Below are 26,320 nucleotides of genomic sequence, written 5' to 3' on the forward strand. Positions count from 1 at the left end.
ATTATATATCCTGTCTTTTTTAGACGGCAATGCGGAGGTGTATGGTTTTGAATGACAGCCGGGAAAGAAAGAGAAAAGAGGCACTGGAGCAGATGCGGGCAAGGGAGGAGAATCCGGCGGAGTCGCCCCTTCATGCACCGGCAGTCCACCCGAGATACCGCGCGGCTTACGGAAGCATCTATCCGGAACAGGAAACGCGTCAGACCGGAACATTAGGAGTCCGGATTGTCATCAGTATTCTGCTGTTTGCAGGCTTCCTTTCTCTGGATTATGAGAAGCTTCCTTCGTCTGTTCCGCAAAGGACAGAGATTCTCCGTCAGATACAGGCGCCGTTTTCCCTTCCATCCGTGAAACAGTTTGACCTGACCGGTATTTTGTAGTATAGTTATTGAAGAAATTTTCATGAAATGAGGAATACAGATGATTAAAGCAGTATATCCAGGCAGTTTTGACCCGGTTACATTCGGACATCTGGATATCATCACAAGGGCGGCAAAAGTCGTAGATGAACTCATTATCGGCGTCCTTGTCAACCAGAAAAAGACACCGCTTTTTACCATGGAGGAGCGTCTGCAGCTTCTTCAGGAAGTGACAAAAGATTTCCCGAATGTAACAGTAAAGGCATTTGAAGGGCTGACCGTTGAGTTTGCAAAGCAGAACCATGCAAGACTGATTATCCGTGGACTTCGGGCCGTTACGGATTTTGAATATGAAATGCAGTTGGCACAGATCAACCACAGTGTGGACAATGAGATTGATACCATGTTCTTTACGACAAGTCTGGAATATGCCTTTTTAAGTTCTACACTGGTAAAAGAGTTTGCATATTATGGCTCCGATACAGACAGATATGTTCCTAAGGTTGTTTCCAGAGCATTAAAAGCGAAATATCCGGAAGCCGGAAATACACAACAGTAGAGAAATCAGGTGAAGAAGATGAAAATATGGATTGCAGGAGCGGCCGGACAGCTTGGATGCGCGCTTAATGATATGGCAAAGCAGTATCAGCCGGACGCTGAGATTATCAACACAGATATCGAAGAGGTCGATGTGACAAATTTAAATCAGGTTATCGACTTTGCAAAGGAAAAAAGGCCGGATGTGATTTTTGACTGCGCTGCGGTCACAAACGTCGGGACATGTGAAGAATCGCCGGAATACGCCTATAAAGTTAATGCGATCGGTGCAAGAAATCTTGCGATTGCAGCATCTAAAGTTCAGGCCAGAATTCTCCTGTTGTCAACGGATGACGTGTTTAACGGGATCCGTCAGGTGCCGTACCATGAATTTGATGAGACGGATCCGATGACAGTTTATGGAAGAAGCAAACTTGCAGGAGAAAATTATGTCAAGGAATTTGCGCATGACCATTTCATTATCCGGAGCAACTGGGTCTTTGGGCGCGGAAGTGATGCAAATTTTGTCAATCAGATTTTAAAAGCAATTGAAACAAAGACAGAACTCTATATCTCCGATGATCAGTACGGTTCACCGACCAGTGCCAATGCACTGGCGGCATTTATGCTGAAACTGATCAATACAGAAGAATACGGGACCTACCATGTGACATGCAGCGGTGTCTGCAACCGGTACGAATTCGCAAAAGAGATTGTAAGGATTTCGGAAAAAGATGTCAGGGTAATCCCTGTACCGACCAGAAAAGCTGAATACTGTTCTGCAAGACCGACTTTTACAGTACTTGACAATTTTCTGATTACGGTACTCGGCATACATAAGATGCCGACATGGATTGATGCACTGGAAGAATATATGGAGCAGGAATACAAAAGATAAAACAAGACAGCAGGAGTAATTATGCATTATACATTTTCGGAGCTTATATGGCTGGTACTGATCTATTCCTTTCTGGGATGGTTCATAGAGACAATTGTCGGAACCATACGGAAAAAGAAATTTGTAAACCGGGGATTTTCTTCAGGACCGTTTTGTTTTATATACGGAACAGCAGCATTGATCATGATTATTTCTCTGGAAGATCTGGAAAATCAGCCGTTTTTCCTGTTTCTCGGATGCATGATAATTGCTACGACGATCGAGTGGTTTGCCGGTAAAATTCTGGAACGGATGAATCAGCGCAAATGGTGGGACTATTCCGAAAAAAAATGGAATTTTGACGGATATATCTGTCTGCAGTACAGCGTTCTCTGGGGAGTTCTTGGTGTACTGGCAGTCAAATTCGGAGATGAAGATTTCACCAGGCTGTTTCATCTTATCCCCAGGCCGTTTGGGAATATACTGGTTGGTATCGCCTTTGTCGGAATTATTGTTGATATGTCTGTGTCATCGGCGGCGGCGCTGCGCATTGGCAGGCCGACAAAAGCCGCAGTCCGCTGGAACCGGAAAGTGGCAGTTGTTACGGGAAAATTCACGGCGCTGATTGTCGGCCATGTAGAGCGAAGAATGGAAAAAGCTTATCCTCTGATCCAGGTGGCAAGAGAAGAAGCTGAGAAAGAAGGACGGTTTGCCGAGGGATGCGGATTTTACAAACTGTTCTGGCTGTTCGTTATCGGTTCGCTCCTCGGGGATCTGGTTGAGACCATTTTCTGCCGGATTACAGCAGGAGTATGGATGAGCCGGAGCAGCCTTGTATGGGGGCCGTTTAGTATCATCTGGGGAATGGCGATTGTTGCGGCAACAATTCTTTTACATAAGGACAGAGAGAAGCCGGACCGGTATCTTTTTATGGTCGGCACGTTTCTGGGCGGCGCTTATGAGTACCTGTGCAGTGTTTTCGCCGAATTGTTTTTCGGAAAAGTATTCTGGGATTACAGTGGCATTCCTTTTAATCTGGGCGGGCGAATTAACCTGCTTTACTGTTTCTTCTGGGGAATCGCTGCAGTAATATGGATCAAGGTACTGTATCCCCGTATATCCGACTGGATCGAAAAGATACCAAAACTCACAGGATATATTGTTACATGGTGTCTTATCCTGTTTATGGCAGCGAATATGGTTGTATCAGCCGCTGCTCTTGTAAGATACGACCAGAGAGCACAAGGTGATACACCGGACAATGCCGTTGAAAAACTGATTGATACCAGATTTGACGATGCCAGAATGGAGAAGATTTATCCGAATGCCAAATCCGCACGGTGAGCCGGCATACAACCGAAAAAATCAGGGGCCGAAGAGTGATCTTCGGCCTTTTTATACTCTGGAAAACTGATTTCAGGAATTCTTTTCCTGTGTTGACGACATGATGTACATATACTATAATACAAGTACAATATTTTGTACTTGAAAGGACAGTGAAAAGTGTGCTTGCAATAAACTACACAGAATTGCGGAACAATCTGAAAGAATGTATGGACAGAGTGACTGATGATTACGAGACACTTATCATCACCCGAAAGAAAAACCGGAATGTTGTAATGATTTCCGAGGAAATGTACAATAATATGCTGGAAAACATGCATCTGACTGCGAAGGAATCCAACTACAGATGGCTGCTGGAATCGGCCGGACAGTTGAAAAGGGGAAACGAACAGATCCATGATCTGATCGGAATGGCAGAAGATGAAGAATAAGCATTTTACGGAAAATGGGTGGAAAGACTATCTTTTTCAGAAGCAAAACGACCGGGAAACACTGAAAAAGATCAATCTGCTTATTGCGGATATCTGTGAAAACGGAACTACCGGAATCGGTAAACCTGAGCCCCTGACAGGCAGGATGGAAGGTTGCTGGAGCCGCCGGATCAATGATAAAGACAGGCTGGTATATTGCATGGACGATGACAATATCTACATTCTTTCCTGTCGTTTTCACGATGATTGAGTTCACTTCATATTTTCGTTATAGAAGGAATACATTTAGATAAACAGGGGGAAGCAACATGCAAAGATTTACCAGAAATACATATGAATTTGTCAAACAGGGACTGTTACAGATTCAGGACGAGATTACGAAAGGGGAAAGAGTCTGTGCCAACAGAGCACTGAAAAAAATCATCGGGACACTGGCTCCAAACAAGGAGGCACTTCTCGGATACGCCTATGTCCGGGTCCGCAACAGAGTCGGATCTAAATATGGAAATACAGACAGAAGAGCAGAAATCATCGCGGAGAAAGTACAGATACTAATGGAAGCTTTCTGGGCGAGACCGACACATTACGTAATAGATACGGATCAGTATGGAGCAAAGTTCATTAATACATCCGCTGATGCAGACATGTCTTTGGAAGATGCTGTCCGCTTTGCGGAGATGGACGGAGTTGTCATGATCCGTGATCTCAATCTCGGAAAAGGCTTCGAGCGTTATTACCTGGATACAGCACGGAATCGGGAGATTTTAAAACATTACGAAACACGTGAGGAGGAGCCGTCCGAGCGGGAAGTTTTTCGGAAGAAAGCATATGCAAAGTTTCAGATGTGGTGGATGTTTATTCATGGTATCACATTACGGGAATTGTCTGAAACAGCAGATACGTGGCGTCAGAAGCGGGAAGAGGACACTGATTACAAAGGAAATCTGGAAGATTACCTTTTTGAAAAAGGATTCCACGACCTGATTTACCCATGCTTCAGCGAATTTCTGGAAACGGAATATACTGACCGCGAGTTCATGAAATATCTGCTGGATCCACGGGATCATAAGGCCTACGAAGAGGATGAACTGCTGCAGGAAAAAGAAGCAGCAGAACAAAATGAATAATTGGTAAAAGAAAGAGGAGGCTTTTCTAAATAAAAATTGCAAAATTTCCCAAAATCGTTTAAACTATATAGTTGTAATTTATTGATGGAAACATGAGGGAGGAACAGACTTGAATCTGGTAATCATAGATGGCCAGGGCGGCGGACTTGGCCGTCAGCTGGTAAGCGCAGTCAAAGACCGGTATCCGGACATTGAGATCATTGCAATAGGGGCAAACAGTGCAGCGACCAATGCCATGCTTCGTGCCGGGGCAACGCAGGCGGCCACGGGAGAGAATTCTGTGATCGTTGCATGCCGCAGGGCAGATGTGATCATAGGGCCGGTGGGAATTGTGATTGCAGATTCCATGCTGGGGGAGATCACCCCGGCTATGGCGCAGGCTGTCGGACAAAGCCGTGCAAAACGGATACTGATTCCGGTGAATCTGTGCGACAATATCATTGTCGGCGTTACAGACCTCTCTATGACGAAAAATGTACAGAATGCAGTTGAGATTCTGGGTACACTGATAGACTAACTAATCCGGCAGGAAGCCGGAATGATCGGCAGAAGCGGATCAGTGCCATATGACAGAGAAACAGCATTACTGGCAATCGACTGATAGAGCAGAAATTTTGCAGTAAAAATTACGAATTAAAATGCAGAATAGAAATTTTGATACCAGGAAGGTATCTGCTTTCAGAAGAAGGCGGATACCTTCTTTTTTGTCGAAAAGGAGGAAATAATAGATGACTTTGGAAGAGTTTTTCTGTGAAGTGCCAAAAGCGGCCCTGGCATTTTCCGGCGGCACAGACTCGGCATTTCTTTTATGGGCGGCAAAGCAGTATGGCTGCGACGTACATGCTTATTATATGAAAACGGCTTTTCAGCCGGATTTTGAGATGGAAGACGCACGCAAAGTTGTAGAAGAGCTTGGCATTCCGATGACTGTTCTGGAAAAGGACATTTTATCCGTTCAGGAAGCGGCCGCAAATGGACCAAAGAGGTGCTACTACTGCAAAAGAGCGCTGTTTTCACAGCTATGGGCGGCAGCGCGAAAAGATGGTTACTTCTGTCTTCTGGATGGAACCAATGCGTCAGACGATGCAGATGACCGTCCGGGTATGCAGGCGATTCGGGAACTTGAGGTACGTTCGCCCCTTCGGGAATGTGGAATTTCCAAAAGCGAAGTCCGGCGTCTGTCCGAAGAAGCAGGGCTCTTTACAAGCAGAAAACCGGCTTACGCCTGTCTCGCAACAAGAATCCCGACAGGGACACCTATTACACCGGAACTGCTGAAGACGGCAGAGACGGCAGAGACGGCACTGGCAAATCTTGGATTTCAGGATTTCCGCGTCCGTCTGATGGAGGATGGCGGCGCGCGGCTTCAGGTCACAGAAGAACAGATGCCTCTGCTGTTTCCCAAAAGGGAAGAAATCCTGACAACACTTCGGCCGCTCTTTTCATCCATCCTGCTGGATCTGGAAGCGCGGGCCAAATCAGTATAACATCATCGGGAAGGAGAGCATTATGGATAATAAATATGATATTTTACAGTTGCTTCGGAGTGTGGCAGACGGCACAACTGAACCGGAGCAGGCATTATTACAGTTAAAAGAAGCACCATTTGAAGATCTGGACTATGCCAAAATCGATCTGCACCGCAGTGTCCGTCAGGGCGCGGCAGAAGTCATTTACGGGGCAGGCAAAACACCGGAGCAGATCGCAGGGATCGTTCAGGCTATGGGAAACCGGGGATGCCGGAACATCCTGATTACCCGAGTCAGCCAGGAAACCGTAAATCAGCTTCCGGATTCGATTCCCCTTGATTACCATGCGGATGCAAGGCTTGCCATTGCCTATCCGGCGGAACATAAAAAGAGGGGGCGTATCGTTGTCGCAACCGGAGGAACCAGCGATATCCCGGTGGCAGAAGAAGCGGCTCTGACCGCGGAAGTCCTGGGAAATCATGTTGTCCGCCTGTATGACGTTGGGGTGGCAGGCCTTCACAGGCTGTTATCCCATCTGGACGACCTGATGAGCGCCAGATGCATTGTTGCCGTGGCGGGAATGGAAGGTGCTCTGGCGTCTGTCATCGGTGGATTGGTGGACTGTCCGGTGATTGCGGTGCCGACCAGCGTCGGGTATGGAGCCAGCTTTGGGGGATTATCTGCGCTGTTGTCCATGCTGAATTCCTGTGCTTCCGGGTGCAGCGTCGTCAACATTGATAATGGATTCGGAGCAGGATATCTTGCCAGCAGAATCAATCAGATGGAAGGATTGGAGGAAGAGTAATGAGAACACTTTATATCGAATGTAATATGGGAGCAGCCGGAGATATGCTGATGGCTGCATTATACGAACTTCTGGAGGATAAAGAGAAAGAAACATTTCTGCACACAATGAATCATCTGGGGCTGTCGGATGTCCGGGTGGAAGCTGAAAATGGATCCACCTGCGGTATCAGCGGAACTCACATGAAAGTAATAGTGCACGGAGAAGAAGAAGCTGTCGGAGGTCATGATCATCATGGTCACGAACATCATCATGAACATGACGGGGAACACCATCATGAGGAGCATCACCACGATGACCATCATCACAGCCACGACCATCATCATGGACATTCTCACCACCACGCAGCTCCGGGATATATTGCGGACCTGATTGAACATCTGGAACTTCCGGCAGAGGTTAAGAATCACGCAAAATCCGTTTATTCTGCTATTGCGGACGCGGAATCCAAAGCACATGGCTGTCCGGTGGAGGAAATCCATTTTCATGAAGTGGGTGCTCTGGATGCAGTGGCGGATGTGGCAGGTGTCTGCTACGCCATGTTCCTGCTTCATCTGGACAAGGTGATTGTATCGCCTGTACATGTAGGAAAGGGAACGGTGCGTTGTGCCCACGGCATTATGCCGGTTCCGGCTCCTGCTACGGCGAATCTGCTTGCAGGTGTTCCGGTCTATGCAGGAACGGTTCAGGGTGAGCTTTGTACCCCGACCGGAGCAGCGCTTCTGACACATTTTGCGGATCAATTTGCGGAAATGCCGATGATGAAAATCGCGAAAACGGGAATCGGAATCGGCACCAAACAGTTTGAACAGGCAAACTGCGTCCGTGCCTTTCTGGGAGAAACAGAGGAAGAGGGCGGCTCCATGATTACGGAACTGGTATGCAATATTGACGATATGACGCCGGAAACCCTTGCCTTTGCCTGCACAAGACTTCTGGAGCTTGGTGCACTGGATGTCTATACGGTTGCGGGAACCATGAAAAAAGGAAGATCAGGACATGTTCTGACAGTTCTCTGTGATCCAGAAAAGGAAGAAGAGATGGCACGGCATATCCTGGCGCAGACAACTACAAATGGGCTTCGGATCCGCAGATGCCGGAAGTACTTTCTGAAGCCGGAAATCAGCGAAGTGGAGACCAAATGGGGGACGGTGAGAGTCAAAAAAGCCAGTGGATATGGCGTGACTCATATGAAACCGGAATTTGACGATGTATCCAGGCTTGCAAGAGTACACCAGATTTCCTGCGAACAGGTACGGGAGGAAGTGTTTGCTTCTATGCAAAATGAACATGGAAAGGATGCAGAATAATGAGAAGCAATGTAAAACGAAAACCGGCGGCCCTCCTTGCCTGTTTGCTAGTGCTTTCCCTGATGGCAGGATGCGGTGGGTCCTCCTCTGAATCCCGGTCGAATACCTCAGAGAATCGTTCTTCCGTTGTGATTGCCATGGATCCCAACTCGGAGCCGGAAGCCGGATTTGATCCTGCTTTTGGCTGGGGAGCGGGAGAGCATGTGCATGAACCGTTGATCCAGAGCACGCTGACGGTCACAAATACGAATCTGACCATCGATTATGATCTGGCTACAGATTATTCTGTCAGTGAGGACGGACTGCTCTGGACTGTTCATATCCGGGATGATGTAAAGTTTACCGATGGAGAACCGCTGACAGCCAGAGATGTGGCATTTACTTATAATACAGTGAAAGAAGCCAGTTCCGTCAATGATTTTACCATGCTGGATCATGCAGAGGCTCTGGATGATACAACAGTTGTTTTCCATATGACACGGCCGTTTTCCATCTGGCCTTACACTATGGCTGTTGTGGGAATCGTTCCGGAACATGCATATGGCAGCGCTTCCTATGGTTCTAATCCGATCGGTTCCGGCAGATATATCTTGAAACAGTGGGATAAGGGACAGCAGGTCATTCTGGATGCTAATCCGGACTATTATGGCGAACAGCCAAATATGCAGAGGGTAACGATTGTATTTATGGAAGAGGACGCGGCATTTCTGGCTGCTCAGGCCGGAGAAGTAGACCTTGCCTATACTTCTGCGACTTACTCCGATCAGACTGTGGAAGGCTATTCCCTTGCCGCATATGAAAGCGTGGATAACAGAGGATTCAATCTTCCGGCTGTCCCGGAGCAGACGACAGAATCCGGAGAGACGATCGGAAATGATTTTACTACCGATGTACAGGTACGCCGTGCCATCAATATTGGTGTGGACCGTCAGGAAATGATCGATCATGTCCTGAACGGTTACGGATCCCCGGCGTATAGTGTCTGTGACCAAATGCCGTGGTATAATTCCGCATCGGAAGTCACTTATGATCCGGAGAAAGCCAAATCACTTCTGGACGAAGCAGGATGGAAGACAGGAGAAGACGGAATCCGGGAAAAAGACGGTGTCAAGGCAGAATTAAATCTGCTCTATGCAACCGGAGATTCAGTGCGCCAGGCGCTGGCGGCTGATTTTGCCGAACAGCTGAAGGAACTTGGAATTTCCTGTACGCTGGAAGGTGTCGGCTGGGATACAGCTTATGACCGGGCACAGTCCGATCCGTTGATCTGGGGATGGGGCGCGCATACGCCGATGGAGCTTTATAATATTTACCATACAATTGGAGACACCGGACTGGCGCAGTATTCTCCGTATTCCAACTCCACTGTGGATGTCTATATGGATCAGGCACTTGCCTCCAGTGATCTGGAAGTATCTTATGATCTCTGGCAGAAAGCCCAGTGGGACGGCACTACCGGAGTAACACAGGATGGAGATATTCCGTGGGTATGGCTGGTCAATATTGATCATCTCTACTGGGTAGCGGACGGACTTCAGGTCGCAGAACAGAAAATCCACCCTCATGGACATGGTTGGTCCATTGTGAATAATGTCGATCAGTGGAGCTGGAGTTAGATGATCAAAACGAGATCGAAAGGAAAGGACGGATAGCATTGAAACATCGACTGAAATTTGCCGGAAAAAAACTGATCCGGATGCTGCTTCTCCTTCTGGGAGTGAGCCTTCTGACCTTTCTCCTGATGTGGTCTTCGCCGCTGGATCCGCTGCAGACCAATGTCGGTCAGACTGCGCTTGGCTCCATGACGCAGGAACAGATCGCAGAACTGGAAGCGTACTGGGGCGTGGATATGCTTCCGGCACAGCGGTATCTCGGATGGCTGAGCGGCGTACTTCACGGAGATTTCGGCACCTCACTTCTTTACCGTCAGCCGGTTCTGACGGTGATAGGAGAGCGTCTTGCCAATTCGGTGGGGCTGATGGCGGCCACCTGGATCTTTTCTGGGGTCCTTGGACTGGTTCTTGGCATGCTTGCAGGGGCTTACCGAAATCGATGGCCGGACCGGGTGATCCGGGGATACTGCCTTTTGATTTCCAGTACGCCGGCTTTCTGGCTTGCCATTTTACTTCTGATGATCTTTGCGGTGGAACTGGGATGGCTGCCCGTAGGTCTCGCCGTTCCGATGGGACTTCAGGCGGATTCGGTCACGTTCATTGACCGGCTTCGTCACGGGATTCTCCCGGTTCTTACGCTAAGCATGACCGGAGTAGCGAACATTGCCCTGCACACGAGAGAAAAACTGATCGAAGTCCTGTCATCGGACTATATACTTTTCGCAAAAGCAAGAGGGGAATCGCAGACATCCATTTTTTGCGGCACGGATTGCGTAATGTCTCGCTTCCTGCCATGACCCTGCAGTTTGCATCCATCAGTGAAATCATCGGAGGGTCGGTTCTGGTGGAACAGGTCTTTTCCTATCCGGGGCTTGGACAGGCGGCGGTTACCGCAGGTCTGGGAAGTGACCTTCCGCTGCTTCTTGGCATTACCGTTATTACGGCGGCGATTGTCTTTGCCGGAAATCTGGCAGCGGATCTTCTCTACGGTGTCATCGATCCAAAAATCCGAAGGAGGGCCGCAAAGTTATGAAACCACAGAATCAAAGAAGAAATACGATCCTGTTTCTAATTGTGACGGCCGGAGTGCTCATTCTGATCACCGCAGCGGGAATGCTTCTGAAGGATCAGGCTGTCCAGACAAATTTTGCAAGAAAGAATCTGGCGCCTTCCAGAGAATTCTTATTTGGCACCGACTGGATGGGGAGAGATATGTTTGCCCGGACATTGGCGGGGCTGTCACTTAGTATCCGGATTGGACTGCTCACAGCCGCGGTAAGCGCCCTGATTGCCCTGATTCTTGGAACGGCCTGCGCAGTTCTGGGAAGAGCAGCAGATGCAGTGATTTCCTGGTGGATTGATCTGATGATGGGTATCCCGCATATCCTTCTGGTGATGCTTATTTCCATCGCCTGCGGGCGGGGATTTACCGGAGTGGTTGCCGGTGTCGCCCTGAGCCACTGGACTTCTCTTGCGCGGGTTATCCGCGGGGAAGTGCTGCAGCTTCGGGAAGCGCCATATATTCTGACGGCCTCAAAATTGGGCGTATCAAAGATGCAGATCGTAAAAAACCATATGATTCCCCACCTTCTTCCGCAGTTTGTAACCGGGCTGATTCTGTTGTTCCCGCATGCGATTCTGCATGAATCCAGTATTACCTTTCTGGGATTCGGTCTCTCTTCGGAGCAGCCTGCCATCGGAGTAATCCTTTCAGAAAGCATGCGTTACCTGACAACCGGAAGATGGTGGCTTGCACTGTTCCCGGGGCTGTCGCTGGTTTGTGTCGTGATGCTGTTTGCCCTGCTTGGAGAACGGGTGGCGAAGCTGCTGAACCCGGCCAGTGCACATGAGTAAGGAGGAATATTTTGGAACCGATTTTAGAAATTTCCCATTTGTCTATTACGTTTATACAATACGAACGCGGCATTCATAAGCGCGAGCTCCCTGTAATTAAAGATCTGTCACTGCAGATCGAGCCGGGGCAGATTGTCGCCGCAGTGGGAGCAAGCGGATCCGGAAAAAGTCTGCTGGCTCACAGTATTCTGGGCATCCTGCCTTATAACAGCCGGATGAGTGGAACACTGAAATATGACGGCCGGCCTCTGACACAAGAGCGGGCAGAAGCCCTCAGGGGGCGGGAGATTATGCTGATCCCGCAGGGCGTCACGTATCTGGATCCACTGATGAAGATCGGGCCGCAGATCAGAAAAGGAAAACGAGATGCGGGAATCCGGGAACGGTGCCGGGCTGCGCTGAAGCGGTATGAGCTGAAGGAAGAGATCGAGGAGCAGTATCCGTTTGAAATTTCCGGCGGTATGGCACGCAGGGTACTGATTGCCTCGGCAGTAACCGAATCTCCCAGACTGATCATTGCCGACGAGCCCACACCGGGACTGGATAAAAAGGCGGCTGGAAGAATTCTCGGGCATTTTCGGGAGCTGGCTGAGGAAGGAGCCGGTATCCTCTTTATCACACATGATCTGGAACTTGCCCTGACTGTTGCGGACAGGGTTGCAGTATTTTATGCCGGGGAGACTATAGAAGAAGCGGATGCTTCAGATTTTAAGGATGTAGAAAAACTCCGGCATCCGTTTACAAAATCCTTATGGCATGCCATGCCGGAACATGGATTTCATCCGATTCCAGGATCGCAGCCTTATCCGGGAACAATGGCGAAAGGATGCCCGTTTGCGCGGCAGTGCAGAAAGTGCACAATACTTTGCCGGGAGGCAGATCAGATTTCACTGAAACCATACCGGGGCGGACTGGTACGATGTCTGTATCCGGGGAAGGAGGAGGCAAAATGATACTGCAGGCAGAACACCTTACATTTTCCTATCGAAGAAGAAAACAGGAGTGCATTTTGCAGGATTACAGCCTGTCAATTACTTCCGGAGAGCGCGTAGGCCTGAGAGCACCAAGCGGCCGTGGAAAGACGACATTGTGCAGGCTTCTGGCAGGATATGAAAAGCCGCAGCAGGGGAAGGTCCTTCTGAATGGAAAGGCACTTTCCTCTTTTCGCGGCGTCTGTCCGGTTCAGATGGTATGGCAGCATCCGGAAACGGTAGTGGATCCATTGTTACAGCTTGGTGTCACCTTGAACGAAGCAGGAAAGCCGGAGGAACGGCTTTTGAAGGAACTTCATATTGAAGAAGGGTGGCTGAAACGGTATCCTTCGGAATTATCCGGCGGGGAACTGCAGCGGTTCTGCCTTGCCCGGGCTCTGCATCCGGACACCCGCTTTCTCCTCTGCGATGAGATTACGGCCATGCTGGATCTGGTCACCCAGGCGCAGATCTGGAATTTCCTGCTGGAAGAGGGAAAACAAAGAGATCTGGGAATGCTGATCGTAAGTCACGATGACGCCCTGCTCCAAAAAGTCTGTACGAGAATAGAAACGCTGCCGTAGATTTCTATGCATTGACATTTTTCTAAAAAACAGGTATGGTAGATTCAGAAAGGAGAAATACCATGTTCGCATTTAATCATTTTAATTTTAACGTTCTCGATCTGGAAAAGAGCCTGAAATTCTATGAAGAGGCTCTGGGTTTGAAAGAGGTAAGGAGAAAGGAAGCCGAAGACGGAAGCTTTATCCTTGTTTACCTCGGAGACGGCAAGAGTTCCTTTACACTTGAGTTGACCTGGCTGAAAGAAAGAACAGAAAAATACGATCTGGGAGAGGAAGAATTCCACCTTGCTTTCACAACAGATCATTACGAAGAAGCATACCGGAAACATAAAGAAATGGGAGTGATCCTGTTTGAAAATCCGGAGATGGGTATCTATTTTATCGGAGATCCGGACGGATACTGGATCGAGATTGTTCCGGCGTAAAGTTATTATCCCTTTAGAGTGAACATCCGGAAATCTCTTTTGCAGATGATCTCCGGATGTTCACTTTTCAGTATGATGCAATGTCATACCCTTTAGTATTCTCTGCTCAACAGAAAATCTGCCAAATGAACAATTTTTACTCCGTTAATATTTCCTGTGGCGAGTTCGTCCAGTGTTACCACATATTTAGGATAATGGTCTTTGATTTCAAGCAGGTTAGAAACCTCCCGGTCAGATTCTTCAGGCAGTCTGCGGCATACTTGCACATAAATACGTTCATCTCTTTGGACTGCAACAAAATCAATTTCTTTTGTTCCATTTTTTCCAATATATACATGATATCCTCTTCGGCGTAATTCAAAGTACACAATGTTTTCCAGCATGGTCGCAATTGATTTGGGATTAAATCCCATGATACAATATTTTAGAGAAGGATCGGCCAAATAGAATTTTTCTTGTGTTTTCAATACAGATTTTCCTTGCAAGTCATATCGCTGACATCGGTAAATGACAAACGCTTTCTCAAGCCAGCTCAGATAGTTATAAACGGCTTCAACAGACAGGGAGCGTCCCTCGCTTTTCAGAAACTTTGCTATGGCATTCGCCGAAAAAGTCTTGCCGACATTTTCTAAAATATACTTCACAACACGGTTGAACAGATCAAAGTTCGTAATATTATGGCGTCTTGTTATATCATTTGTAATCACTGAGTTATAGATTCCTTCAACAATCTGATAGGATGAATGCTCATCGAAGTTTCCAAGTGCCACAATTGGAAATCCTCCGAATCTTACATATTCATTCAGCAGTTCTTTTGGAGAACGGGAATCGGATTTCTTAAAATCTAAATATTCTGCGAAAGACAGCGTATAAACAGGAATAGAAATATACCTTCCTGTTAAATAGGTGGATATTTCACTTGACATCAGTTTCGAATTGGATCCGGTCACATAAATATCAGTATTCGTATTTTCCAGCAGACTGTTAACTGCTTTTTCCCATCCGTTGATTTCCTGTACCTCATCCAACAGAAGATAGTAACGTCCGTCGTCATTCATCTGCTTTTTAATTCCAAGATACATTTCCTTATCGGTCATTTTATCATCGAAATCCTCTGAGGTATAGCGCATACTAATGATATGATCCGGGGATATCCCATTTTCCATCAAATCATTCCGAAGCATTTCCAAAATTGTGGATTTACCGCAGCGCCGAATTCCCGCCAGTATCTTAACGAGCGGAACATCGCGGTAAGTTTTCAGCATATCCATATATTGCGGTCGTATTATCATATTTCTCCTCCTGGAATAATAATGCGGTAGTCAATGTCAGATCCTGAGGCATCATTACTAAAGCGGATCCATTGACGTTTGATTGAACTTTTACCTATAATGTACCAAAAAATCATTGAATTATAAATAGTTTTTACGAAATTTCAGTAAAAACTTCCTGGATCATTTTACTTTTTCGGATATTAAAAAGAAAATCAAACTGACACAAAAGATAAATTGATTAAAGATAATAATTTTATCGATTATACCAGATAAAGAAGCTTATCAGGTAAAGCGTGAAGACTTGCAGGGAAAACAAATACTTGCGACTAACGAGAAGTATTATATTGCGGATTATGGTATCAGGGAGGCTGTTTTTGGCGGCAATATGAGGGACATTAACCGGATTCTTGAGAACATCGTATATATGGAGCTCCTCCGCCGTGGATACAGGGTAACGGTTGGAAAAACGGGTGATAAAGAGATTGATTTTGTTTGCGATCAACATGGTGAAAAACTTTATGTACAGGTGGCCTATCTGCTGGCAGATGAAAGCACTGTCAGAAGAGAGTTCGGTGTGTATGATTCCATAAAGGATAACTTTCCGAAATATGTTGTCACGATGGATGAACTTGATATGAGCCGCAACGGTATCAAACACCGGAATATTCGGGACTTCCTTACTGCAGGTGAATGGACATAAAAGGGGAATATAATGATGACTACGATACAGAAATTTATATGACCAGGAATTCAGAAGTCATTGCAGTGATAGGGTATCGAGTAATTGAATCTGAAAGCACAGTGGAAAACAGGAAATAAGCAATACGCCAGATGGACTTTGACCTCTGGCGTATTATTTTATTTCTTTCTTATTTCCTTCAGCAAAGCCACAGTAATATCCTTCGCAATTACAGAGGCCTTTGCGCAGTTTTCTTCAAAGTTTTCGGTTCCGCTGTATGAAGCGGTGTCGGTAATGCATCGCAAATCTCCCGGCGCCCCTCATCCGTTATAAAGGACTCACCTGTCACCATCCGGCCCCAGATCACCTTTCCTTCCAGACTCATTTTTCTAACAGCAAGTTTTGATAATTCAATCAGTGAACACATCGATCAAAAGCTGTGAAGCTATGGCAGCATTGACCTTGCATACTCCGGAAAACAAAGTGACCACTTCCAACCCGTCAATTTGTCCTTCATAAAATTTCAGCATCGCTTTCTCTGTTAGTTTACAATTGTTTAGTAAAGGTAAAAAAGGAGCAACTTCTTCATCGCCCGCACATAGAATTCCAACTTTTATTTTTCCCTCCCAGATTTTTTGATTTATAGTCTTATTCGTTATCATAGCATAAATAATAAGAGAAGTGAAATTTTTTTGATATTTCAAATTTAAATAAAAAATCGCAGAGTGATTAAATATCTAATTTCCATTAATTTCCAGATGATTTCATGGGCAGGACTTGATATATTGGAAGAGCTGATAAATGCAGAAATGATTTGGCCGATAAAAAAGCTCCGGGGAGATTTTTCCTGGCACAAAGGAGAACGGGATGAAAAAAACCTATATCATTATACCGGCTTTGGAGCCGGAATTAGAATTTTGTGATTATGTTAGAAAACTTCAAAAAATGCAAAATCCATATATTGTGGTGATAGATGATGGTTCCGGAGAGAACTATCAGACAGTGTTTCAAACGCTGAAACACATGGAAAATTGTGTGGTGTTGACGCATCACAAAAACGAAGGAAAAGGAGCAGCGCTAAAAACAGGGTTTCAGTACGTAAAAGAGCAGGCGGAAGAGGGCGATCACATTGTATGTGTGGACTGTGACGGACAGCACGCTGTGGAAGATGTTGTTGCAATCTGTGAAAAAATGAAACGATATCCGGGGACTTTGCTACTGGGAAGCAGAGCGTTTAGCGGCGGGAATATTCCTTTTCGCTCTTTGATCGGAAACCGGACAACTTCCTTTTTCCTGTGGATAATGAGCGGCAGATGGCTCTCAGACACGCAGACAGGTTTCCGCGCATTTGATACAAGTCTTTTAGAGCTGATGCTGGAAGTTTCCGGCACCCGGTTTGAATATGAGATGCAGATGCTGCTGACATGTATTCAAAATAAGATTCCTATCCGGACAGAATCGATCCGGACGATTTACCAGGACGGAAATTCCGGCTCGCATTTTCGACCTGTGCGTGACAGCTTCGGAGTGCTTGGAGCGCTCTTCTCCAATATTGGCAAGTTTGGTCTGTCTTCCTTTTTATGTGCCCTGCTGGATGTATGTTTATTCTGGCTTATGCTGAACATGACAGGGAACGGAAACGGGATGTTTGGTTTACACACAGTTTTTGCCGCAACCGTGGTGGCAAGAATTGCGTCTGCCGGAACAAATTATAAGATGAATCGGCATCTCGTATTTGAAAGCAAAACCCGATCGCAGTCGCTGATGCGCTATGCGCTTTTGTGCTATGCTCTTACAGCAGCATCCGCTGTCAGTGTATTCGGAATGAACCGGATTTTACATATCAACCCTGCAACCAGTAAAATAGTCTGTGATTCTATTTTATTTTTTGTGTCTTACAGAATACAGAAAAGCTGGGTGTTTTTGAGAACGGAGCGTGTAAGAGAATGAGTTTAGAAAAAAAGAGAATTTTATGTTTTGCGCTCACCTTTTGTTTTTCCAGTATTTATCTGATATGGAGAATTTTCTTTACACTGCCGTGGAAGACGACACCCTTACAGCTCTTTTTTGGAATTCTTCTGGTTATAGCAGAGGCTGTGACAACGCTTGGAGTATTTGAGCTGATGGCGAGCAAGATGCGCTTTAAAGGAAGACAACTGGAATTTCCGGATGTACCGAGGGAACAGTTTCCGGATGTAGATATTTTTATTGCCACGCATAATGAGTCTGAGAAACTGCTGTACACCACGATCAATGCCTGTACCTATCTTACCTATCCGGACAAAAGCAAAGTACATATTTACGTATGCGATGACGGAAACAGACAGGAGATTGCTGATCTTGCAGAAAAACTGGGAGTGGGATACCTCGGGCTTGCCGACAATGTGCATGCAAAAGCAGGGAATTACAATCACGCACTTTCAAAGACAAGTTCGCCTCTGATTGCTACTTTTGATGCGGACATGATCCCTAGAAAAGAATTTCTTATGGAGACGGTTCCTTATTTTCTGCAGAACAAAGAAAAAGTTGGGCTGATTCAGACACCGCAGAGTTTTTATAATCAGGATTTATTTCAGTTTAACCTGTATTCGGAAAGAGACATTCCAAACGAGCAGGATTTTTTCTCGAGAGAGATCAATATTTTAAGAAACTCTTCCAATTCCGCTGCTTATACCGGCAGTAATACGGTAATCTCAAGAAAAGCGCTGGAAGAAATCGGTGGATTTCCATATGGAACAATTACAGAAGATTTTGAGACAAGCATACGACTGCAAAAGGCGGGATACATTACATATGCGACGTCAAAAGTACTGGCATCCGGACTTTCTACCACAACGGTAAAAAGTATGATCCGGCAGAGAATCCGCTGGGCCGGAGGTGTCATCCAGAGTATACGAAATACCAATGCTGTGTTTACAAGGAAATTATCCCTTGCCGGAAATCTTTCCTATCTCAATGCGTATTTTTACTGGTGGTCATTCTTTAACAGAATGATCTTTATTTTGGCTCCGATCCTGTTTGCATTATTTGATTTCCAGTTGGCGAGATGCGGCTTCTGGGAACTGATGATTTTCTGGCTTCCATCTCATTTATGCTCCAGCATGTCCATGCGCTATCTGAGTACCAATATCAGAAACATGCGGTGGAGTCAGATCATAGACACGATCCTTGCACCTTATCTTATATTCCCGGTGCTTTTGGAGTCTATTGGAATTCAGCAGAAAACATTTCAGGTAACAGAAAAGAAAAAGACAAGTAACAAAACAACCTCTTTCTGGTATATCCTTCCACATGGAGCGTTGATCATATTGAGCATCGCAGCGATTATCCGCTACGTGAAGGGAAAATACGGAATGGCGCTGTTGTTCAGCAGTGTCATCTTATTTTGGCTTTTATACAATCTAATCGCACTGACCTACGCGGTATTTTTTATGCTTGGCAGAGATTCCAAACGCAAATTTGAAAGAATCATGGCAAAAGAGAACGTAAAAATCTGTGTTCGCGGGAATTGGCAGGAAGGAGAAACCTTTGATGTCTCAGAAAATGGAATTGCTTTCTTACTGGATAAATACATTCCCATGGAAAAGGGAGAGAAGTTTCGGATTGTTGTTCATGCCAATGATTATCATGCAGAGCTGAAGGCGGAATTCGTGTATGTAAAACAGACGCCAGAAGCGTTTTATTATGCGGCAACAGTGACTCCAAAAGAGGAAACATCGTTCCAAAACTGGATGCAGATCATTCATGACAGAGAGCATTCCCTCCCGAAAGAGATGGATCCGTGGATGACCGTGTACGATGATGTCTGCAGAAATATTCGCATGCGTATCCGTTCAGCAAGAAAGGGGGCTCAATAAAATGGAACTGATCAAAGGGGGTTTGTTCCTGGCATCCATGTGGGGCTGGCTGTTTATTGTTTACAGGAAAGGCAAAATTCCCATCCTGTTTGTTCCTGTAGTGACAGCAGTGGGAATCAGTCTGTTTTTGTATGCAGGCGCCTTGACTGGCATGCTGAATCCTTCATCCTGGCTTGTGGTTGGTGCAGGACTTTTGGGATTTAGTTTTTTTATAAAAAATGTGGCAGAAAAGAACGTATCATTTCCTGCTCCAACCTTATTTTCTGTCTGCTTTGGCAGCGGTATCCTGATATTTACAGTGTTGACTTTGGGATTCCGGTTTGAACATTATGACAATTTCTCCCACTGGGCAATGATCGTAAAATCCATGCTGATTACGGATCAACTGCCAGATGCAGGGAACCAACTTGTTACGTTTAAAAATTATCCGCCGGGATGTGCGGTGTTTATCTACTACGTCTGCAAATTCCTTGGAAATGCGCAGGGTGTGATGCTGCTTGCGCAGAACAGTATTCTGTTTTCCTGTTTTCTGGCGGTGTTTGGTATTATAAAAGAGAAGCAACGATTTCTTTTGTATTCCTTTCTTGGTATGGGATGCTCTCTTTTGTCTTATCTGAATTTTACCATACGCATCAACAACCTCCTTGTTGATTTCCTGCTGCCGCTTCTTGCAATGGCAGCGATTGCTTTTGTGTATCAAAGCCGGGATTCTCTCTGGAAGACGTCGTTGTGCACGACTCTGATTCTTGGCTTTACATGCATTGTCAAAAATACAGGAATTGTGTTTGCAGGATTTGTTCTTGCCTACTATATATGGAACATTGGAAAGAAAAAGGGAATTGCAGCATGGATAAAAGCGGTGACCGTATGCATGACTGTTTGTTTAGCGCTGATCCCGTATGTGGTCTGGATTCTCTACGTCCGCTGTCGGTTTTCCGGGATTGAACAGAAATTCCAGCTGGCTTTTGGAAAACAAGAAAGCTTAGCGGTATCCAAAGAGCAGTACGGACAGATTACAGAGGAATTTGTAAAAGCTGCGTTTTCTACATCTAACAGAGCTATTTTGGCATTTTTTCTATGTAATATTGCCGCTGTCCTGGCTGTACTGTTCGTCCGGATTTTTCTGAAAAAGCAGTGGGAACTTGGAAGAGTGCTGGTTGTGGTTGACCTTATGGCGATTCTGTATCATATAGGGATTCTTGGACTTTACCTTTTTTCTATGCCGGAGGAAGAAGCGGTTCGCCTGGCCGGATTTGACCGGTATGCGTGCAGCATCATGGTCCTGGCTGCGGGTCTGCTTTTTATGCAGGCGACCATTGACATGGAACATTCTTTTGCCGTGCGGATCGAGGGCAACGGAACCTATCGTGCGTTTTCTTCTCCTGCGGCAAAGCTGAGATATCAGTACATGGTGCTGGCGACCATGATGATCGGAGTCAATTTTCTGTATTCAGAAATCAATGGCCTTCTCTACATTCAGAGTAACTATTCTCAGTCTCTGGCCGGCAGAATGGAAACACTGGCGGGTGACCGGTGGCAGGAAGAAGAGGATCAACGGAAATATCTTGTTGCAGCTTCTGACCGCGAAGGTCAGGTCTCAAACGGTGAAGTTTTTTATGTGAGCAGATATTTTTTGAACGCGCCAAATGTGGAAGTGACAGAGCGGCTGGATGCGGGTAATATGGATGAAATAAAAAAAGAATACGATGTTCTTATCATTCTGGATGAAAGTGCGGTGCATACTGGAACAGCTGATGTAGAAAATGCTGTGTGGAACAGAAGTGGGGTATACCCACTGAAAGATAATTAGCATTAAGTGATCCAGGGCAAAGAGTTTAAAACTCTATATAGGCAAATATCAGCCTGCTTATGCTGTTAAATTTTCTACGAAAAATTTCGGCTTTGAAGATGGGAAATTCCGATTTTTAAGAAGGTCAAAAAGAATCCCACGTTTATCAAATAGATATCAGGTAAACGTGGGAGGTGGACATGACATTAAGATGGTAATAGGGTTAAAGTATATAAAAACCTTCTTCGCCAAATACGTCGTCAAAAGGGTCATCTTCGTTCAGAAAATAGTCCATATCCAGAAGATCATCCAAGTAAGATCATTTTTTACGTCGGGTAAAAATGGAGCCATACACGTTTCTGCCGTGTTTCCCCTCGAATACCACAGCCAGAACCTGCTGCCCTCTCTCTGCACGTTTGTAGTCCTGATAGCTGCAGATCACTTTCTGGATCCGTGTGCCGGTATCCGGGAAGATTACATCCAGATAGTAGGTCCGGCCGTTGGTGTTTCCACTTCTTGCAGGGGACGGCCATTTTCCGTTAACGATGCCGTATTGGGTATGAGTGATGGAAGCGTGCTTCGGGATCCGGCTGTGGAGAGTGAGTCCACCCACCAGCCAGAAGATCAGGGTGCCGACTGCCAGACCCACAACGTCTTTTGTACTGGACTGCCCGAGGGAAACCAGGTAGAGGCTGATCCCCTGAAATGCAAGACCCATGAAGAAGGCAAACCAGCCTGCAACGGTGGATGTCCCGTTCAGGTTCTTTTTCAGATTCTGGATCACTTCCACCTCACTTTCATAGAGCGTCCTTTTGTGCAGCTCCTCCGGACGGATGTTACGGTAGCGGGGATCGTGTTTTGGGATATGTGGTTTCAATGATTCATCCCTCCTTTGACTTTTTTGTTATAGTATAACAAAGTTTGTCAGAAACGTAAAATTTCCGAATCCATTTTTGGAACTTTCTCCCATTGAACTCCTGTCAGCTGGAATTTATAATTAAGAATGTAGTTGTCTAACAATATGGAATAACAGGAGGAAACTAGGAATGAGAACAAAAGGCAGGAAATTTCTGCCCCTTCTTTTGCTGTCATTCATTATGACTGCAGCCTGTATGCCGACCGTGGCACTGGCAAAGTCCAATGAAGACGTGACAGCAGAGATCACAGCAGAAGTTTCCAAGGACAAGACTTCAGCAGAAGTCACCGTGCATTTGCAGAACACCGGGAATGAGCCGGTCAGCAAGGTACGGATTCAGGGCGTCCTTCCAGAAGGCCTCAGCCTGGAAGAGGGGGACACACTGACCAAAGAAGAGGAAACGCTGGCACCGGGTTCAGAAACCGCACTTCAGTACACAGTGAAAGCAGCAAAAACACAGGACAACGGCGGATCCCAAGACAGTGGGGATCGGGAAGAATCCAACCAGAATGGCGGAGACAAGAACCCATCCCCAAATCCAGACCAGAATGACAATGGCGGAAACCCATCCAAGGGAGGAGACAAGACAGCTACCCCTTCTTCCGAGGATGCAGATGCCGTTGACACCGGGGACTCCGCAAATCCGGTCATTTTCATTGTCGTATGCGTGGCAGCAGCAGGCGTGATCCTGATCGTCTGCATCCGGAAGAAAAAAGGAAAAGGTCTTCTTTCCCTGCTCTTAGTAGCAGCCCTGGTAGGACCATACGTCATCGGTGTGCTTCCAGTGAAGGCGGCAGATTCCAGACAGGGCGGACTGCAGGTTGCAGCAGACGTAGCGCTGGGGGACAAATCATACACCCTGACTGCAGATATCAGCTATTCCCTTCCGGAGACAGTAGCTCCTTCCGGAGCAGTACTGACAAGGGCACAATGGATTGATGAACTGCTGGCAGCGGTCAATGCACCGGAAACGGAAGTGGTATATGACAACGAAACACTGCCGTTTACAGATATCGACAGCCATGCAAAGAAAAACCAGATCCTGCTTGCATATGCGAACCAGCTTCTTCCGGAAATGGGAACAGAATTCCGTCCGGATGCACCGGCAGACCGTGAGTTTGCGGCTTATACCGCAGTGAAGGCACTGGGATTCCAGCCAGTAAAGGACATCGCGTGTGCCGATGCAGCAGCCATCACCTACAAGCAGGAGGTGGAAACGGCGGTTGCAATGGAACTGTTCCAGCTGACAGACGAAGCTTTCCGTCCAGCAGAGGAACTGACACAGGCAGAAGCAGATGCGGCACTTTCTAAGGTGCGGGAAATCGCAAACGTGGAAACTCCGGAGGAAAATACCGGAGAGGTGGTTTATGACGAGGATGCTATCATCATCCCGGAAGATGCAGAGTATACGATGGACGGGACAACCATCACCTTTACATCCGGCGGGGATATGATAACAGAGGGCAGCATCTTTATCCTGCCGGACCAGACCCCTTACAAAGCGGTCACTGTCCAGAAAACGGATGGGGCGGTTGTTGTGGAAACAGCGGAGCCGGATATCCAGGAAACACTGGATGAGATTACTGCATCCGGAACCGCAACAGCGGATATGTCCGGATTCATTCCGGCAGAGGGCGTGACATTTACGGAAGCAGCACCGGCCATGGCAAAAGCAGCCAGGGTGAATGTTGTGGACGTGGAAGGTTCCCTTGCAGCACCAGGAAAAGTCAACTTCAAAATCCACAAGAAGATCGGAAAAGGGGAACTGTATGGTAATGTTGCCATTAACCTCCCGAAAATCAAATACAAAGCGGATGTGGATCTTGGATGGGGCGGATTTAACATAAAAGATGTTTACTTGAAATTCCCATTGACAATCGAAGCTACCGGCGGATATGAGGTCAAGAAAGACGGCGGGTCTTATGTTCCGGATGATTATATCCCGAATGGCGGATTGCTGGAACTTGGAAAACTTCCGATTGCCGGAATCCCTGGTGTCACAATTTATGCCCAGATTGGCATCAAGTATGAGATCAGCGGCAAGATTGAAGTTGTCTGCAATATTGACGGTGAAACCGGCGTCCAGGTATTAAATAACCGCTTGCGGAAAGTGGATTCCCTGGAAGCAGATGTGGACTTCAAAGCACTGGCCGGCTCTGCAAAAATCGGGCCGAGCCTTTCCGGACTTTTGGAAGTCTGCAAGCGCTGGGATTTGATTGATTTTGGCGTTTCTGCAGGCCCGGAAGCCAGCGGGGAACTGTTGATCCGCAACACCGAGCTGATGTGTATTGATGCAAACGTCTTCCTGTACGGGGAACTTTCGGCCTTGGATGAAGGCGTAATCGGTGACTGGCTGGATATTGGCTATACCTGGGAATTCTGGAAGAAAGAAAACAGCCCGTTGAAAGCGAACTGGCACTTTGAAAACTTCTCACGGGTAGACCACTGTACATATGAAGAGGAAACCGGAAAGATCGTCGGCAGGGTGGCTGACGCAGCAGACCGGAATACATCCATTACAGGTGCTACCATTACCGCATATCAGGGCGACAGCACGACTGCAGCAGGAAGCACCCAGGCAGGGCAGGACGGCGGATTTGAACTGTCCCTTCCGGCAGGAGAGTACAAGATTAAGGTGGAAGCAGCCGGATATCAGAGCTTTGAATGTGATGTAACGGTAGAAAAAGACAAGGAAAACTACACGGAAGTACTGCTGATGATCGACGAGCAGTATGAGGGTGTGACCGGTTCTGCACGGGGCCGTATTACCAATGCAGTGACAGGAGAAGGAATCCCTGAGGCAACTCTTACGCTTCGGAGAGGCTGGAACAAGACGTCCGGCGATGTCGTTGCGACAACAGAAACAAACGAATACGGGGACTACCGGATCGAGATGGCTTCCGGCAACTACACCGCAACCATCGAACGGGATGGTTATGTAACGGTAACAAAGAATATTGTTGTGTTCCCGATGGATCTTGGTATGCAGAGTGCGGCCATGAATCCGAACGGGGAAGACCTGGAAGCCGCAGACCTGCGTGTGGTACTGACCTGGGGAGAAACCCCGTCAGACCTGGATTCCCATCTGCTGGGACCAACTGCAGACGGATCCGATTACTTCCACATTTATTATGGAAACAAGAGACATAACGAAGATTCTGTAAGGATTGCAGATCTGGATGTGGATGACATTACTTCTTACGGACCGGAAACGACCAGCCTGTATCAAAAGAATGAATCCGGAACATACAGCTTTTATGTTCATGACTATTCCAATGGTGGAAACTCTGACAGTACGGCAATGTCCCAGTCCGGGGCCATCGTGGAAGTATACCTGGACGGACAGCTTTACAAAGCGTATCCGGTACCGACAGGAAAAACAGGTGTGAACTGGCACGTATTCGATTACGATGCAGCAACGAATACCATTACCGATGTCAACCAGTTTACGGAAGACATTACCTACCAGCCGAATGCAAACGCAAGAATGGCTGCTATTCCAGTTCCTATGGACGAAACAAAATAGGACAGAAATTGACACAGAAGAGAGGCTTGACTTGAGCCTCTCTTTTTCTACGAAAATTTTCGGAACCGGGTGCCGGTATCCGGGAACAAGATGTCAAGGTAGTAGGAACGGCCGTTGCCACAGAAAAACTTTACCAGCGGCGGATCAGCAATATGGAATGGTATCTGGATGTTGATCCGTTAGATTGACATGGCATTCTCCTTTTAGTACAATTTATACGGATTCGTAATTTCTCCATCGCAGATACCATGGAGGATACTATGAATAATGAAGTTTTTTTGTAAATGACATTTGGTGCTTTATGAAAAGGGACGTGAACATCCGTAACTTCACGATCTCTTATATGCGGGAAGGAGGATTTTCAAAAAAGAGCTGACGGATACAGCGAAAAAAAACGGCGGATGCAAAATATCAGGAAGACCGGATATTATTGATTTGGAAAATGAAAATTTGTCGCCATTTGCCATTTTTTGATTAAAATTTAAGGTGCAAAATGGAGCAAAGTATATTAAAATAGATCAAGTATAATCGTACTTGATAACCGTAACTTGTAGTTAAATTAGAGAAATGGAA

At 46.5% G+C, this 26,320-nt stretch carries 24 protein-coding genes and 2 pseudogenes; 22 read left to right on the forward strand and 4 right to left on the reverse strand.

The annotated features are described in order from the left end of the window. Nucleotides 1-41 precede the first annotated feature (41 nt). The 17 genes and pseudogenes from H6A32_RS04835 (at nt 42) to H6A32_RS04915 (ending at nt 13,706) form a co-directional block, all read left to right on the forward strand. The gene (locus H6A32_RS04835; protein WP_087167853.1) at nt 42-380 is read left to right on the forward strand and encodes a hypothetical protein; all 339 of its coding nucleotides are present in this window, start codon (nt 42-44) and stop codon (nt 378-380) included. Between the two features lie 40 nt (nt 381-420). Further along, on the forward strand, nt 421-918 hold the full coding sequence (gene coaD / locus H6A32_RS04840; protein WP_087167854.1) for a pantetheine-phosphate adenylyltransferase: 498 nt from the start codon (nt 421-423) through the stop codon (nt 916-918). An 18-nt stretch (nt 919-936) separates the two neighbouring features. Further along, a complete protein-coding gene (gene rfbD, locus H6A32_RS04845) occupies nt 937-1,794 on the forward strand; it encodes a dTDP-4-dehydrorhamnose reductase (protein ID WP_118636288.1) in 858 nt (285 codons plus the stop codon). Between the two features lie 21 nt (nt 1,795-1,815). Next, nucleotides 1,816-3,117 carry a putative ABC transporter permease gene (locus H6A32_RS04850; RefSeq protein WP_204863852.1) on the forward strand — a complete coding sequence of 434 codons (1,302 nt, stop codon included), beginning with the start codon at nt 1,816-1,818 and terminating at the stop codon, nt 3,115-3,117. 209 nt (nt 3,118-3,326) lie between these two features. Then, nucleotides 3,327-3,548, forward strand: coding sequence for a type II toxin-antitoxin system Phd/YefM family antitoxin (locus tag H6A32_RS04855; protein ID WP_207753128.1), 222 nt, complete (start codon nt 3,327-3,329; stop codon nt 3,546-3,548). Then, nucleotides 3,538-3,798 carry a Txe/YoeB family addiction module toxin gene (locus H6A32_RS04860; protein ID WP_087167857.1) on the forward strand — a complete coding sequence of 87 codons (261 nt, stop codon included), beginning with the start codon at nt 3,538-3,540 and terminating at the stop codon, nt 3,796-3,798. The genes H6A32_RS04855 and H6A32_RS04860 overlap by 11 nt, the downstream gene beginning before the upstream one ends. Nucleotides 3,799-3,856: 58 nt before the next feature. After that, on the forward strand, nt 3,857-4,675 hold the full coding sequence (locus H6A32_RS04865) for a hypothetical protein (protein WP_118636286.1): 819 nt from the start codon (nt 3,857-3,859) through the stop codon (nt 4,673-4,675). 109 nt (nt 4,676-4,784) lie between these two features. Then, the gene (locus tag H6A32_RS04870; RefSeq protein WP_087252352.1) at nt 4,785-5,192 is read left to right on the forward strand and encodes a DUF3842 family protein; all 408 of its coding nucleotides are present in this window, start codon (nt 4,785-4,787) and stop codon (nt 5,190-5,192) included. A gap of 211 nt (nt 5,193-5,403) precedes the next feature. Continuing rightward, on the forward strand, nt 5,404-6,162 hold the full coding sequence (larE, locus tag H6A32_RS04875; protein WP_204863853.1) for an ATP-dependent sacrificial sulfur transferase LarE: 759 nt from the start codon (nt 5,404-5,406) through the stop codon (nt 6,160-6,162). Nucleotides 6,163-6,184: 22 nt separating this feature from the next. Then, nucleotides 6,185-6,949 (forward strand): nickel pincer cofactor biosynthesis protein LarB, encoded by a 765-nt coding sequence (larB, locus tag H6A32_RS04880; protein WP_087167861.1) that lies wholly within the window; start codon nt 6,185-6,187, stop codon nt 6,947-6,949. After that, entirely contained in the window at nt 6,949-8,259 is a 1,311-nt protein-coding gene (gene larC, locus H6A32_RS04885; RefSeq protein WP_204863854.1) for a nickel pincer cofactor biosynthesis protein LarC, read from the forward strand. The genes larB and larC overlap by 1 nt, the downstream gene beginning before the upstream one ends. Further along, complete coding sequence (locus H6A32_RS04890) at nt 8,259-9,875, forward strand: ABC transporter substrate-binding protein (protein WP_204863855.1); 1,617 nt, start codon at nt 8,259-8,261, stop codon at nt 9,873-9,875. The genes larC and H6A32_RS04890 overlap by 1 nt, the downstream gene beginning before the upstream one ends. An 80-nt stretch (nt 9,876-9,955) precedes the next feature. Continuing rightward, a pseudogene (locus H6A32_RS04895) lies at nt 9,956-10,905 on the forward strand (ABC transporter permease). Further along, nucleotides 10,902-11,726 (forward strand): ABC transporter permease, encoded by an 825-nt coding sequence (locus H6A32_RS04900; protein WP_243424855.1) that lies wholly within the window; start codon nt 10,902-10,904, stop codon nt 11,724-11,726. The pseudogene H6A32_RS04895 and the gene H6A32_RS04900 overlap by 4 nt, the downstream one beginning before the upstream one ends. Nucleotides 11,727-11,737: 11 nt before the next feature. Then, on the forward strand, nt 11,738-12,679 hold the full coding sequence (locus H6A32_RS04905) for an ATP-binding cassette domain-containing protein (RefSeq protein ID WP_087167864.1): 942 nt from the start codon (nt 11,738-11,740) through the stop codon (nt 12,677-12,679). Continuing rightward, the gene (locus H6A32_RS04910) at nt 12,676-13,281 is read left to right on the forward strand and encodes an ABC transporter ATP-binding protein (RefSeq protein ID WP_204863856.1); all 606 of its coding nucleotides are present in this window, start codon (nt 12,676-12,678) and stop codon (nt 13,279-13,281) included. The genes H6A32_RS04905 and H6A32_RS04910 overlap by 4 nt, the downstream gene beginning before the upstream one ends. A gap of 62 nt (nt 13,282-13,343) precedes the next feature. Next, on the forward strand, nt 13,344-13,706 hold the full coding sequence (locus H6A32_RS04915; protein WP_118636279.1) for a VOC family protein: 363 nt from the start codon (nt 13,344-13,346) through the stop codon (nt 13,704-13,706). Nucleotides 13,707-13,798: 92 nt separating this feature from the next. Here H6A32_RS04915 and H6A32_RS04920 read toward each other — a convergent pair whose 3' ends face one another. After that, nucleotides 13,799-14,998, reverse strand: a complete 1,200-nt coding sequence (locus tag H6A32_RS04920; protein ID WP_204863857.1) for an ATP-binding protein — start codon at nt 14,996-14,998, stop codon at nt 13,799-13,801. Nucleotides 14,999-15,260: 262 nt separating this feature from the next. Between H6A32_RS04920 and H6A32_RS04925 the strand changes: the two are divergent. Then, nucleotides 15,261-15,680: pseudogene (locus H6A32_RS04925) on the forward strand (DUF4143 domain-containing protein); the annotation flags it as partial. Nucleotides 15,681-15,888: 208 nt separating this feature from the next. On the opposite strand, the gene H6A32_RS16275 reads toward H6A32_RS04925, so the two are convergent. After that, nucleotides 15,889-16,044 carry a hypothetical protein gene (locus H6A32_RS16275; RefSeq protein WP_243424856.1) on the reverse strand — a complete coding sequence of 52 codons (156 nt, stop codon included), beginning with the start codon at nt 16,042-16,044 and terminating at the stop codon, nt 15,889-15,891. Between the two features lie 25 nt (nt 16,045-16,069). Then, nucleotides 16,070-16,321 (reverse strand): hypothetical protein, encoded by a 252-nt coding sequence (locus H6A32_RS16280; protein ID WP_243424857.1) that lies wholly within the window; start codon nt 16,319-16,321, stop codon nt 16,070-16,072. A 205-nt stretch (nt 16,322-16,526) separates the two neighbouring features. Between H6A32_RS16280 and H6A32_RS04935 the strand changes: the two genes are divergently transcribed. Genes H6A32_RS04935 through H6A32_RS04945 form a run of 3 tightly spaced genes read left to right on the forward strand, consistent with a single transcriptional unit; the run spans nt 16,527 to nt 21,326 of the window. Beyond that, entirely contained in the window at nt 16,527-17,609 is a 1,083-nt protein-coding gene (locus tag H6A32_RS04935) for a bifunctional glycosyltransferase family 2/GtrA family protein (protein WP_204863858.1), read from the forward strand. Further along, nucleotides 17,606-19,516, forward strand: a complete 1,911-nt coding sequence (locus H6A32_RS04940) for a glycosyltransferase family 2 protein (protein ID WP_204863859.1) — start codon at nt 17,606-17,608, stop codon at nt 19,514-19,516. The genes H6A32_RS04935 and H6A32_RS04940 overlap by 4 nt, the downstream gene beginning before the upstream one ends. A gap of 1 nt (nt 19,517) precedes the next feature. Continuing rightward, a complete protein-coding gene (locus H6A32_RS04945) occupies nt 19,518-21,326 on the forward strand; it encodes a hypothetical protein (protein WP_204863860.1) in 1,809 nt (602 codons plus the stop codon). Between the two features lie 298 nt (nt 21,327-21,624). On the opposite strand, the gene H6A32_RS04950 is transcribed toward H6A32_RS04945, so the two are convergent. Next, on the reverse strand, nt 21,625-22,182 hold the full coding sequence (locus H6A32_RS04950; RefSeq protein ID WP_191427378.1) for a hypothetical protein: 558 nt from the start codon (nt 22,180-22,182) through the stop codon (nt 21,625-21,627). 169 nt (nt 22,183-22,351) lie between these two features. On the opposite strand from H6A32_RS04950, the gene H6A32_RS04955 reads away from it, so the two are divergent. Beyond that, on the forward strand, nt 22,352-25,747 hold the full coding sequence (locus H6A32_RS04955) for a carboxypeptidase regulatory-like domain-containing protein (protein ID WP_204863861.1): 3,396 nt from the start codon (nt 22,352-22,354) through the stop codon (nt 25,745-25,747). Nucleotides 25,748-26,320 lie beyond the last annotated feature (573 nt).

Origin of the sequence: Drancourtella massiliensis (assembly GCF_016900655.1) — a bacterium.
Classification (GTDB): Bacteria; Bacillota; Clostridia; order Lachnospirales; family Lachnospiraceae; genus Sellimonas; species Sellimonas catena.